This is a genomic window from Paraburkholderia translucens (genome assembly GCF_020881035.1).
In the GTDB taxonomy this organism is placed as follows: Bacteria; Pseudomonadota; Gammaproteobacteria; order Burkholderiales; family Burkholderiaceae; genus Paraburkholderia; species Paraburkholderia translucens.
Window position 1 is genome coordinate 44343 of the sequence record NZ_JAJITC010000019.1, and the last position, 11180, is coordinate 55522.

The following is an 11180-nucleotide window of genomic DNA, read 5'->3' on the forward strand; positions in this document are numbered from 1 at the left end:
GGTAGCGGCTGCGCAGCGGCGGCGTGGAGGTCGGCATGGGGGTCGAGGTTCAAAGCACGGCAGACGACGCAGCGGCGTCCCGCGAGCTTCATGTCGCCGGGGTCGTCGTATACGCGCGGCCCGATTGGTGCGACTGCATCGCCCGTACCATCGGCATGCTCCCTGGCGCACAGGTTCACGCGATGACCACGGACGGTCGCATGGTCGTCACGCTGGAGGGGATGCACTCCTCGTCGGTCGAAGAGCAGCTCAGCGCGATCAATGCGTTGCCAGGCATCCTGTCCTCCGCGCTCGTCTACCAGCATCACGAGGACATCGATTCGCTGCAAGAGGAGTCTGTCGATGAAGCTCACCCGTCGCGAATTCATTAAGCAGACCGCAGCATCAGCGGCGGCAGCCGCCGCAGGTATCACGCTGCCGGGTGGTGAGGTCCTCGCCGCAAACGATGACCTCAAATGGTCCAAGGCGCCGTGCCGGTTTTGTGGAACCGGCTGCGGTGTGCAGGTTGGCGTAAAGAGCGGGAGGGTGGTGGCAACGCTCGCGGATCCGCAATCGGAAGTCAATCGCGGGCTGAACTGCGTGAAGGGTTATTTCCTCTCGAAGATCATGTACGGCCAGGATCGGCTGACCACGCCGCTACTGCGCATGAAGGACGGCAAGTACGACAAGAATGGCGAATTCGCGCCGGTGTCCTGGGACCAGGCCTTCGACGTGATGGCTGATCAGTGGAAGCAGGTGCTCAAGGACAACGGGCCGACAGCGGTCGGCATGTTCGGCTCCGGTCAGTGGACGATCTGGGAAGGGTACGCGGCCGTCAAGCTGATGAAGGCAGGCTTTCGCAGCAACAACCTCGACCCGAATGCGCGTCACTGCATGGCCTCCGCGGTCGTGGGGTTCATGCGGACGTTCGGCATGGACGAGCCAATGGGCTGCTACGACGATATCGAGCAGACCGATGCGTTCGTGCTGTGGGGGTCGAACATGGCGGAGATGCACCCGGTGCTATGGACCCGGGTGACGGCGCGCCGGCTCAGTGCGCCGAAAACCAGAGTCGTGGTGCTCTCGACGTTCGAGCACCGCTCCTGCGAACTCGCCGACGAGACGATCATCTTCACGCCGCAGGGTGACCTCGCGGTGCTCAACTACATCGCGAACTACATCATCAAGAACGGCAAGGTCAATCGTGACTTCGTCGACAAGCACACGGTGTTCAGGCAAGGCAACACTGACATCGGTTACGGATTGCGCCCTGACCATCCGCTCGAGCAAGCCGCCACTAACGCCAAGGACCCCGGCGGCTCGAAGCTGATCACCTATGACGAGTTTGCAAAGTTTGTCGCGAAGTACGACGCCGCTTACGTGACGAAAATCTCGGGCGTGCCGAAAGCGAAACTCGATCGGCTCGCCCGGTTGTATGCGGATCCCAACGTGAAGGTCGTGTCGTTCTGGACCATGGGCTTCAACCAGCACACGAGAGGCGTGTGGGCCAACAACATGATCTACAACCTGCACCTGCTCACTGGCAAGATTTCGACGCCCGGCAACAGTCCGTTTTCACTGACCGGTCAGCCGTCGGCATGCGGCACCGCGCGTGAAGTGGGCACGTTCTCGCATCGTCTGCCTGCCGACCTGGTGGTGACCAACCCGAAGCATCGCGAGGAGGCGGAGCGCATCTGGCTGCTGCCCCCCGGCACGATTCCGGAGAAACCCGGCTTTCACGCGGTGCTGCAGAACCGGATGCTGCGCGACGGCAAGCTCAATGCCTACTGGGTGCAGGTCAACAACAACATGCAGGCCGCGGCGAACATGAACGAGGAGGGCTTGCCGGGGTATCGCAATCCCGCCAACTTCGTGGTCGTCTCGGAGGTGTATCCCACGGTGACGGCTGTCGCGGCGGACCTGATCCTGCCCACGTCGATGTGGGTGGAGAAGGAGGGCGCATACGGCAACGCGGAGCGGCGCACGCAGTTCTGGCATCAGATGGTGGCGGCACCCGGCGGCGCGCGCTCGGACCTCTGGCAACTCGTGGAGTTTTCGAAGCGCTTCAAGGTCGAGGAGGTGTGGCCCGAGGAACTGCTGGCGAAGAAGCCGGAATACAAGGGCAAGACGCTCTATGACATTCTGTATCGCAACGGGCAGGTCGACAAATTCGCGCTCAACGAGACCGACAGCAGCTTTCCTAATGACGAGGCGAAGGCGTTCGGCTTCTACATCCAGAAGGGATTGTTCGAGGAGTACGCGCAGTTCGGCCGCGGTCACGGCCACGATCTTGCGCCGTTCGACGACTACCACAAGGCGCGCGGCTTGCGCTGGCCGGTGGTGGATGGCAAGGAGACGCGGTGGCGCTACCGGGAAGGCACGGACCCCTACGTGAAGGCCGGCACCGGCTGGCAGTTCTACGGCAATCCCGACGGCCGCGCCGTTATTTTCGCGCTGCCTTTCGAACCGGCCGCCGAGGCGCCCGACAAGGACTATCCGTTCTGGCTCGTGACGGGCCGCGTGCTCGAGCATTGGCATTCGGGCTCGATGACGCGTCGCGTGCCCGAGCTATTCCGCGCGTTTCCCAACGCGGTGTGTTTCATGCATCCCGACGACGCGAAAGCGCTCGGCGTGCGCCGCGGCGTCGAGGTCAAGGTGATGTCGAAGCGAGGCTACATCCGCACGCGCGTCGAGACACGCGGGCGCGACAGGCCGCCGCGCGGGCTTGTCTTCGTGCCGTGGTTCGATTCGAGCCAGTTGATCAACAAGGTCACCCTCGACGCCACCGATCCGATCTCCCTGCAAACCGACTTCAAGAAGTGCGCGGTCAGGATCGTCAGGGTCTAAGCGGAGCACGCCATGAGAAACTGGACTGCGCTCGTGATTGCCTCGCTCGTGGCATTGGCGGCCGGGGCGCAGCCCACGGTCCCGGACAAGGCGTTTCATGACCCGCTGCGAGGCACGACGCCGCTCAACGAGGAGCCTCGGCCGCCGCTGATGTCACCGACGGAAAACAGCGATGTGATTCGCGGGCGGGCCTACGCGCAGCAGCCGCCGACGATCCCGCACAAGATCGACGGCTATCAGCTCGACAGGAATGCGAACAAATGCATGGAATGTCACGCCGGCAGCCGCGCGGCGCAGAGCGGCGCGGTGCCGGTCGGCATCTCGCACTATACGAACCGTGCCGGCGAAACGCTCGGGCATCTCGCTCCGCGCCGCTATTTCTGCACGCAATGCCATGTCCCCCAGGCTGACGCGAAGCCGCTGGTCGCCAATACTTTTACGGGGATCGAGGACATCAGGACGCAGGCTGCACCGCAGGCGCGGAAGAAATAGGGGAGCCACATGCGCGACTTGTTCCGACGCTACTGGAGGACCATCACGCGGCCGAGCATGTATTTCAGCCTTGGCTTTCTGACGCTGGGCGGCTTTGTGGCGGGCGTGGTCTTCTGGGGCGCCTTCAACACGGCGATGGAATGGACCAATACGGAGGCGTTCTGCATCGGCTGTCATGAGATGCGCGACAACACCTACGCCGAGCTGAAAACGACGATTCACTACAGTAACCGCACGGGTGTGCACGCGAAGTGCTCCGACTGCCACGTGCCGCACGACTGGACCAACAAGATCGCGCGCAAGATGCAGGCGTCCAAGGAAGTGTGGGCCAAGGTATTCGGCACGGTCGGCACGCGCGAGAAGTTCGAGGCGAAGCGTTTGGACCTCGCCGAGCACGAATGGGCCCGCTTCAAGGCGAACGATTCGCTGGAATGCCGCAACTGCCACTCGTTCGAGTACATGGATCTCACGCGGCAGAGTCCGCGTGCGCAGGAAGCGCACACGCGCTACCTGGAGACGGGCCAGAAAACCTGTATCGACTGTCACAAGGGCATCGCGCACCGCTTGCCGAACATGGCGGCCGCGCAGGAAGGCGCTCAGGAGGGCAATGGGCAGAAGCAGTGAGCAACGCGGACATCACCCTGGGATTATCCGAACGGTTTCGTGCATGTATTCCATAGAGCATCTTGCCGTCGAGCGCGGCGGCCGGACGATCGTGAGCGGCATCGACCTCAGCATCGAGGCTGGATCGGCGCTGCAGATCCACGGCGCGAACGGCAGCGGGAAAACGACGCTGCTCGGGGCGTTCGCGGGCCTTCTGCCACTCGTCCGCGGCAGGGTTTGCTGGCGCGGCGAGGATGTGCGCAGCGCGGCACGGCAATTCCGTCGCGAACTTGCCTTTGTCGGGCATTCGAACGGCGTCAGCGACGACCTGACCGTGCAGGAGAACCTCCGCTTTTCCGCGTTGCTTGGCGAGACCGGCGGGCATTCAGGCCGCAATCGCGCAGCCCGTGCGCGCGAGGAGGAAGTGCTCGGGCAGGCGGGACTGCTTGCGCTGCGGCACACGCGTCTCCATCAGCTTTCGCAGGGCCAGCGCCGCCGGGTCGCGCTGGCGCGCCTGATGCTGGAGCGCAAGCCATTGTGGTTGCTCGACGAGCCGACCGACACGCTCGACGCGGACGCGACCCGCTGGCTCACCGCATGCCTCGACGCGCATCTGCGCGAGGGCGGCATCGTCGCGCTCACGACGCACCGACCGCTCGACAGCGGCCGTCACCGCACGCGCCACCTCTATCTTGGAGGGAACGGGCGATGATCGACGTGATGCTCGGCATCGTCCGCCGCGAACTGATGTTGAGCTGGCGCAGACGCAGTGTGACGCTCGGCGCACTGATGTTTTTTGTCGTCGCCTCGAGCCTCTTTCCGCTTGCCATCGGTACCGATGCCGCAATGCTGCGGACGATCGCACCGGGCGTGCTGTGGGTGACTGCGCTGTTCGCCGCGCTGTTGTCGGCGGGGCAACTGTTCGGCAACGACTACGCGAGCGGCGCGCTCGAGCAGATGCTGCTTTCGCCGCTGCCGTTGCCGGCCATCGTGTTCGGCAAGATCGTCGCACATTGGCTGACGAGCGGGCTCGCGCTTGCGCTTCTGGCGCCGGTGGTCGCGCTTCAGTACGCGCTGGACGGGCGCGCGACGCTCTATCTGATGACCACCTTGCTCGTCGGCACGCCGTTGCTGAGCCTGATCGGCGCGATGGGCGCCGCGCTCACGCTCGGCGTGCGCGGCGGCGGCGTCGTGCTGGCCCTGCTGGTGTTGCCTCTCTATGTGCCCGTGCTGATCTTCGGGGTTGGCGCGGCGGATCCGGCGGGGCTGCCGGGACGCATGCAGGCGAGCTTCTCGCTGCTCGGCGCGGCGCTGTGCGTAGGCGCCTGGGCTTGCCCGTGGGCGAGCGCGGCGGCGCTGCGCATTGCCATGGAGTGACCCGCATGAAGCGCGTGAACTGGTTCCGGTATGCGTCGCCCATCGCATTCGAGCGTGTCGCGAAGCGGCTCGCGCCTGGGTTCGGCGCACTCGCTGTACTGCTGATGTGCGCGGGGCTCGTGACCGGGCTCGCGATTGCCCCCGCCGACGCGCGCCAGGGCGATGTCTACCGCATCATGTTCGTGCATGTTCCCGCGGCCTGGATGTCGATGTTCATCTATGTCGTGATGGCCGGCTACTGCGCGCTCGGTCTCGTGCTGAACGCGCGGCTCCCGGCCATGATGGCCCAGGCGCTTGCGCCTACCGGTGCGCTTTTCACGTTCCTCGCGCTCGTCTCGGGCGCGTTTTGGGGCAAGCCCGCTTGGGGCGCGTGGTGGGTCTGGGATGCGCGGCTCACCTCGGAGCTGATCCTGCTCTTCCTCTATGCGGGTTTCATGACGCTGCACGCGGCCATCGACGGCACGCGGCGCGCCGACCGTGCTTGCGCCGTGCTTGCGCTGATCGGCGTGGTCAATATCCCGGTGATCTTCTTTTCGGTGCAATGGTGGTACACGTTGCATCAGGGGCCGTCGCTCGGCTTCGGCAGTGGTATAGCGATGAGCGTCTCGATGGCGGGGGGCCTCCTCGTCATGACCGCGGGATTCTGGTGCTACACGATTGCGGTCGTGCTCGTGCGGGTGCGCGTCATCATGCGGGAGCGCGAGAGGGTGTCATCCTGGCAGGTCCACGTCGAGGAGCGTCCCGCATGAACACCTTGACCGGCGTGCTGACCATGCTTGCGGCTACGCCCTATCTCGCGGCGGCGCTCGTCGTGACATTCGGCTTGCTTGGGTTCGAGGCGTGGATCGTGCGCGGCCAGTCGCGCTCGCGCGCCAATCGCGACGCAAAGCCATGATGAAAGCGCGCCACCGCCGCCTTTCATGGCTCGCCGCCGGAGTCGGCAGCGCCGGACTTGCGTGCGCGCTCGTGTTGAACGCGCTGCGCGCCAACCTGATGTTCTTCGTGACGCCGAGCCAGGTCGCCTCGCACGAGGCGCCTGTTGCGCGCCGGTTCAGGCTCGGCGGGCTCGTCGAGCGCCACACGCTCAGGCGCGATGCTGACGGGCTGACCGTGCACTTCGTCGTGACCGATACGGCGTCGGCCGTAGCGGTGGTGTACCGCGGCACCCTGCCGGATCTCTTTCGCGAGGGCAGCGGCGTCGTCGCGCAGGGCGTACTCGGCGCCGACGGCCAGTTCCACGCCGACGAAGTCCTCGCGAAGCACGACGAAAAATACTCCCCGCCCGAGCTGAGCCGCGCGCTGCCCGAAACGGCGAATGCGCCCGCGCCCGCCGCCGTACGGGTCGCCACGAGCCTCACGAGCGCCGGGGCGCAGCGATGATTCCCGAGATCGGCCATTTCGCGCTGATCCTCGCCTTGCTGCTCGCGGTGACGACCGGCGTGCTGCCGCTGCTTGGCGCGCAACTCGGCCTGGCGGGCTGGATGCGCGTCGCATGGCCGGCGGCGCGCGCGCAGTTCGCTTTCGTCGCGCTCGCCTTCGGCGCGCTCGCGTGGTCGTTCTGGCGCAACGATTTTTCCGTCGTCTACGTGGTGGAGAACTCGAATTCGGCACTGCCCGGCGTCTACCGCCTGGCGGCCGTCTGGGGCGGCCACGAGGGCTCGCTGCTGCTGTGGGTGCTGTTGCTGACGCTCTGGATGGTCGCCGTGACCTGCTTCAGCCAGCAGTTGCCGGTGGAGCTGGTGGCCCGCGTGCTGGGCGTGATGAGCTGGATTGCCGTGGGCTTTCTGTCGTTCATGTTGTTCACGTCGAATCCGTTTGCGCGTCTGATGCCGCCGGCCATGGACGGCCGCGATCTGAACGCGCTGCTGCAGGATCCCGGCATGGTGATGCATCCGCCCATTCTTTACATGGGCTATGTCGGCTTTTCGGTCGCATTCGCGTTCGCCATCGCGGCGTTGCTGGCCGGGCGGCTCGATGCGGCCTGGGCACGCTGGTCGAGGCCGTGGACCACGGCGGCATGGACGTTCCTCACGCTCGGCATCGCGCTGGGCAGCGGCTGGTCCTACTACGTGCTCGGCTGGGGCGGATGGTGGGCCTGGGACCCGGTGGAAAACGCGTCGTTCATGCCGTGGCTCGCGGGCACGGCGCTGATTCATTCGCTGGTGGTCACCGAACAGCGCGGCAGCTTTCGCAGCTGGAGCGCGCTGCTGGCGATTTGCGCGTTTTCGCTGAGCCTGCTCGGCACGTTTCTCGTGCGCTCGGGCGTGGTCACGTCTGTGCACGCGTTCGCCTCGGACCCCGCGCGCGGCATCTTCGTTCTCGCGTTTCTTGCCTTGATCACTGGCGGCGCGCTCCTGCTGTTCGCTTGGCGCGCACCGCAAATCGGCCTGGGCGCGGGCTTCGAGCCGGTATCGCGCGAGACGTTGCTGCTATCGAATAACCTGCTGCTGATGGTCGCGGCGGGATCCGTCTTGCTCGGCACGCTCTATCCGATGATCCTCGACGCGCTCGGCGCCGACAAGATATCCGTGGGCGCGCCGTATTTCGATAGCGTGTTCGTGCCGCTGATGACGCCGGCCATCTTCCTGATGGGGCTCGGGCCGCTGGCGCGCTGGAGGTCGGCGCGCGTTCCCGATCTCGCCGTGCGCCTGCGCTGGGCGGCGCTCGTGAGCGTGCTCACGGCGCTCGTGCTGCCGTGGCTGCTGGGAAACTGGCGCCCGCTCGTGAGTCTCGGGGTGCTGCTCGCCGCCTGGACGCTCACGAGCGTTGCCGTGAGCGTTCGCGAGCGCCTGCGCGCCTTGCGCGGATCGATCTTCGCGCGCCTCGCCAGCGTGCCGCGCGCGACCTACGGCATGTGGCTCGCGCATGCCGGTGTCGGTGTTTTCATTGTCGGCGTCACGCTCGTGAAGGGTTACGAAACCGAGCGCGACGTGCTGGTGCGGCCGGGCGAGAGCGTCACGATCGATGGCTACGTCTTTCGCTTCGAGGGTGCCGGGAGCGTCGCGGGGCCGAACTATCGGGCCACGCGCGCGACGCTCGTGGCGAGCCGCGGCGGCGAACCCGTTGCGACGCTCTTTCCCGAGAAGCGCGTGTTCGCCGTCCAGAACACGCCGATCACGCAGGCGGCGATCGACCGCGGCGTGCTGCGCGATCTCTACGTCGCGCTCGATCAGCCGGTCGGGACGAACGCCTGGTCGATTCGCATCCAGATCAAACCCTTCGTGCGCTGGATCTGGGGCGGCTGTCTGCTGATGGCGCTAGGCGGATTGCTTGCCGCCACCGATCGCCGTTACCGTCTGGTTCCCCGGCGTCGTACGCAAGAGACATCCGCCGCGACCGGCAGCGCCAAGCTGCCCGAGGTGATGGCTGCCGCGCGGGATGTGCCGGGCGCGGCACCGGCAGGAGAGCCGGGCAGATGAAGCGCTTTCTGATTCCGCTCGCGGTGTTCGCCGCGCTTCTGGCCGTGCTGCTGGTCGGGCTGCGGCACGATCCGCGCAGGCTGCCCTCGGCATTGATCGGCAAGCCCGCGCCCGAATTCGATCTGCCGAAACTGAACGAGCCGCAACAGCGCCTGTCCACGCGAGCGCTGCGCGGCGAGGTCTGGATACTGAACGTGTGGGCGTCATGGTGCGAGTCGTGCCGCGAGGAGCAGGCGCCGCTTGTCGAGCTATCGCGCCGGCACGTCGCGCCCGTGTTCGGGTTGAACTACAAGGACGACCGGGCGAGCGCGCTGCAATGGCTCGCGCAGGCGGGTGATCCTTATACATCGTCGATCGTCGACCGCACGGGACAAACCGCGATCGACTACGGCGTGTACGGGGTCCCGGAGACGTTCGTGGTCGACCGCGCCGGCATCGTGCGCTACCGCGAAGCGGGCCCGCTCACGCGCGCGCGCATCGACAGCGTGATTCTGCCGCTCGTGCGCAAGCTGCAAAACGAGGATGGATCATGAGCCGCCGCGCGTGCATGCCGGCCGTGTGTCTGGTGGTCACGATGACGCTGGCACCCCTGTGCGTGATGGCGGCATCGGGCGAATCAGGCGTCGACGCGCGCCTGCGGCAGCTGAATGAGAGCTTTCGCTGCGTCGTGTGCCAGAACCAGAGTCTCGCGGACTCGAACGCCGAACTCGCCGCCGACCTGCGCGCACGGATTCGGGATCAGGTTCGAGGCGGGGCAACCGACGAGCAGATCAGGGCCTACATGGTGCGCCGCTATGGAGACTTCGTGCTGTACCGGCCGCCGCTGAAGCCCGCGACCTGGGCGCTTTGGCTGGGTCCGTTCGCGGTGCTCTTGGCCGGGGCGTTCGCGATGTGGCGCAGTGTCGCGGCTCGGCGCGACCTGAATATTCCCGCGCTCAACGCCGACGAACGCGCGCGTGCCGTGGCCTTGCGCGGAGACGAGGACGGGGAGGGCGCAGCACGATGATGACCTTCTGGCTGATCCTCGCCGTGATGATGGCGGTCGCACTCGCGTGCGTGATCGCTCCGCTCTGGCGCGCGCGGGATTCACGTGCGAAACCGTGGACGGTGGCAGTCGCCCTCTACCGCTCGGGGATGGCCGAACTCGAACAGGACTGCGCGAGCGGACTCATGCCGGCGGAGCATCGGGCCCGGGCACAGCGCGAGCTGGAGCGACGGCTCGTTGATGAGGCCCGCGACCCCCGTGCGCCAACCGCGTCCCAGCGGCCCGGCACCCTGATGCGGCCCGTTGTTGCGGCGCTGCTCGTGGCACTGCTGCCAGCGGGCGCTCTGGTTCTGTACATGCGGATCGGCGACCCGGTTGCCGTCGCGATCGAAAGCACGGACGGCGCGCAGAACGTCGAGCATATGGGCTCGCCGGGCTCGCTCGACTACGTCGTGAGCCGGCTCGCGCTGCGCTTGCGCAACCAACCCAACGACCCCGCCGCGTGGGCGATGCTGGCGCGTTCTTATGTCGTGCTGGAGCGTGCGGAGGATGCCGTCGCGGCGTACCGTCGCGCCCTCGCCCTGACGCACGCGGAGCCGGAGCTTCTCGCGGACTATGCAGACGCGCTGGCGACGCTGCACGGCGGGGACCTGAACGGGGAGGCGCTGCAAAGCATTCAGGCGGCGCTCGCGCTCGATCCGCGCAATGTGAAGGCGCTCGCCCTCGCCGGGTCCGCAGCGCTCGACCGGCGCGATTACCGGCAAGCCATGCAGTACTGGGAGCGGCTGAAAACCGTAGCAGATCCGGAGATCGCGGCACAGGCACAGCGCAACATCGAGACGACCGCTGCGCTCATGGCGACGGCGCGCGATGGTCAGGCTCGCTAGGCTTCGAGCGAAACGGCTGGAGAAGGCCGAGCCTTGTCGATCTGCGCGACTATGCGTAATATCGGTCCCGCAAAACTCAGTTCGCCTACATGTCCCCCCTCAAATACCTCGCCGGCTACCCGGCACCGCTGCTAGACAAGGTGAGAACGCTGATCGCAGCCGATCAGCTCGGCGCCTATCTCGTGCAGAAGTACCCGAACACGCACGACGTGCAGACCGACCGCGCGCTATACGCGTACTGCGCGGAACTCAAACGCGAACACCTGCGCAACGCCGAGCAGATCGACAAGGTCACCTACGACAGCAAGCTCGACGTGATGCGTCACGCGCTCGGCCTGCACACGAGCATTTCGCGCGTGCAGGGCGGCAGGCTGAAGGCAAAGAAGGAAATCCGCATCGCGTCGCTGTTCAGGTCGGCGGCGCCGGAGTTTCTGAAGATGATCGTCGTGCACGAACTCGCTCATCTGAAAGAGAGCGAACACAACAAGGCGTTTTATCGTCTGTGCGAGTTCATGCAGCCGGGTTATCACCAGATCGAATTCGATCTGCGTCTGTATCTGACGCATCGCGATCTGGCGAAGAAGGCCTGAC

At 66.0% G+C, this 11180-nt stretch carries 14 protein-coding genes; all 14 read left to right on the forward strand.

Annotation, left to right across the window (positions count from 1 at the left end; genetic code table 11):
• The first annotated feature begins 35 nt into the window (after positions 1-35).
• The 14 genes from LJ655_RS26660 to LJ655_RS26725 all read left to right on the forward strand — a co-directional run bounded on the left by LJ655_RS26660 (position 36) and on the right by LJ655_RS26725 (position 11179).
• Positions 36-371 carry a chaperone NapD gene (locus LJ655_RS26660; RefSeq protein WP_230564157.1) on the forward strand — a complete coding sequence of 112 codons (336 nt, stop codon included), beginning with the start codon at positions 36-38 and terminating at the stop codon, positions 369-371.
• Positions 343-2826, forward strand: a complete 2484-nt coding sequence (gene napA, locus LJ655_RS26665; protein ID WP_230564158.1) for a periplasmic nitrate reductase subunit alpha — start codon at positions 343-345, stop codon at positions 2824-2826. Before LJ655_RS26660 ends, napA begins: the two co-directional genes overlap by 29 nt.
• Before the next feature lie 12 nt (positions 2827-2838).
• On the forward strand, positions 2839-3318 hold the full coding sequence (locus tag LJ655_RS26670) for a nitrate reductase cytochrome c-type subunit (RefSeq protein ID WP_230564159.1): 480 nt from the start codon (positions 2839-2841) through the stop codon (positions 3316-3318).
• Between the two features lie 9 nt (positions 3319-3327).
• Entirely contained in the window at positions 3328-3942 is a 615-nt protein-coding gene (locus LJ655_RS26675; protein WP_230564160.1) for a NapC/NirT family cytochrome c, read from the forward strand.
• Between the two features lie 43 nt (positions 3943-3985).
• Complete coding sequence (ccmA, locus tag LJ655_RS26680) at positions 3986-4633, forward strand: cytochrome c biogenesis heme-transporting ATPase CcmA (protein ID WP_268991729.1); 648 nt, start codon at positions 3986-3988, stop codon at positions 4631-4633.
• Entirely contained in the window at positions 4630-5298 is a 669-nt protein-coding gene (ccmB, locus tag LJ655_RS26685) for a heme exporter protein CcmB (protein WP_230564162.1), read from the forward strand. Before ccmA ends, ccmB begins: the two co-directional genes overlap by 4 nt.
• 5 nt (positions 5299-5303) lie before the next feature.
• Positions 5304-6047: a heme ABC transporter permease CcmC gene (gene ccmC / locus LJ655_RS26690; RefSeq protein ID WP_230564163.1), complete on the forward strand. Its 744-nt coding sequence runs from the start codon at positions 5304-5306 to the stop codon at positions 6045-6047.
• Positions 6044-6193, forward strand: a complete 150-nt coding sequence (locus tag LJ655_RS26695; protein ID WP_230564164.1) for a hypothetical protein — start codon at positions 6044-6046, stop codon at positions 6191-6193. Before ccmC ends, LJ655_RS26695 begins: the two co-directional genes overlap by 4 nt.
• The gene (ccmE, locus tag LJ655_RS26700; protein ID WP_230564204.1) at positions 6193-6678 is read left to right on the forward strand and encodes a cytochrome c maturation protein CcmE; all 486 of its coding nucleotides are present in this window, start codon (positions 6193-6195) and stop codon (positions 6676-6678) included. The genes LJ655_RS26695 and ccmE overlap by 1 nt, the downstream gene beginning before the upstream one ends.
• Complete coding sequence (locus LJ655_RS26705) at positions 6675-8717, forward strand: heme lyase CcmF/NrfE family subunit (protein WP_230564165.1); 2043 nt, start codon at positions 6675-6677, stop codon at positions 8715-8717. Before ccmE ends, LJ655_RS26705 begins: the two co-directional genes overlap by 4 nt.
• On the forward strand, positions 8714-9250 hold the full coding sequence (locus LJ655_RS26710) for a DsbE family thiol:disulfide interchange protein (RefSeq protein WP_230564166.1): 537 nt from the start codon (positions 8714-8716) through the stop codon (positions 9248-9250). The genes LJ655_RS26705 and LJ655_RS26710 overlap by 4 nt, the downstream gene beginning before the upstream one ends.
• A complete protein-coding gene (locus tag LJ655_RS26715; RefSeq protein ID WP_425605841.1) occupies positions 9247-9723 on the forward strand; it encodes a cytochrome c-type biogenesis protein in 477 nt (158 codons plus the stop codon). Before LJ655_RS26710 ends, LJ655_RS26715 begins: the two co-directional genes overlap by 4 nt.
• Positions 9720-10589 (forward strand): c-type cytochrome biogenesis protein CcmI, encoded by an 870-nt coding sequence (ccmI, locus tag LJ655_RS26720; protein ID WP_230564167.1) that lies wholly within the window; start codon positions 9720-9722, stop codon positions 10587-10589. Before LJ655_RS26715 ends, ccmI begins: the two co-directional genes overlap by 4 nt.
• Positions 10590-10678: 89 nt before the next feature.
• Positions 10679-11179 (forward strand): YgjP-like metallopeptidase domain-containing protein, encoded by a 501-nt coding sequence (locus LJ655_RS26725; RefSeq protein ID WP_230564168.1) that lies wholly within the window; start codon positions 10679-10681, stop codon positions 11177-11179.
• Position 11180 lies beyond the last annotated feature (1 nt).

Bases quoted from the DNA above. Each gene is read 5' to 3' on its own strand.
- ccmI (WP_230564167.1), top strand. From the start codon at position 9,720: ATGATGACCTTCTGGCTGATCCTCGCCGTGATGATGGCGGTCGCACTC.
- LJ655_RS26725 (WP_230564168.1), top strand. From the start codon at position 10,679: ATGTCCCCCCTCAAATACCTCGCCGGCTACCCGGCACCGCTGCTAGAC.
- ccmB (WP_230564162.1), top strand. From the start codon at position 4,630: ATGATCGACGTGATGCTCGGCATCGTCCGCCGCGAACTGATGTTGAGC.
- ccmA (WP_268991729.1), top strand. From the start codon at position 3,986: ATGTATTCCATAGAGCATCTTGCCGTCGAGCGCGGCGGCCGGACGATC.
- LJ655_RS26710 (WP_230564166.1), top strand. From the start codon at position 8,714: ATGAAGCGCTTTCTGATTCCGCTCGCGGTGTTCGCCGCGCTTCTGGCC.
- LJ655_RS26715 (WP_425605841.1), top strand. From the start codon at position 9,247: ATGAGCCGCCGCGCGTGCATGCCGGCCGTGTGTCTGGTGGTCACGATG.
- ccmE (WP_230564204.1), top strand. From the start codon at position 6,193: ATGAAAGCGCGCCACCGCCGCCTTTCATGGCTCGCCGCCGGAGTCGGC.
- ccmC (WP_230564163.1), top strand. From the start codon at position 5,304: ATGAAGCGCGTGAACTGGTTCCGGTATGCGTCGCCCATCGCATTCGAG.
- LJ655_RS26695 (WP_230564164.1), top strand. From the start codon at position 6,044: ATGAACACCTTGACCGGCGTGCTGACCATGCTTGCGGCTACGCCCTAT.
- napA (WP_230564158.1), top strand. From the start codon at position 343: ATGAAGCTCACCCGTCGCGAATTCATTAAGCAGACCGCAGCATCAGCG.
- LJ655_RS26705 (WP_230564165.1), top strand. From the start codon at position 6,675: ATGATTCCCGAGATCGGCCATTTCGCGCTGATCCTCGCCTTGCTGCTC.
- LJ655_RS26675 (WP_230564160.1), top strand. From the start codon at position 3,328: ATGCGCGACTTGTTCCGACGCTACTGGAGGACCATCACGCGGCCGAGC.
- LJ655_RS26660 (WP_230564157.1), top strand. From the start codon at position 36: ATGGGGGTCGAGGTTCAAAGCACGGCAGACGACGCAGCGGCGTCCCGC.
- LJ655_RS26670 (WP_230564159.1), top strand. From the start codon at position 2,839: ATGAGAAACTGGACTGCGCTCGTGATTGCCTCGCTCGTGGCATTGGCG.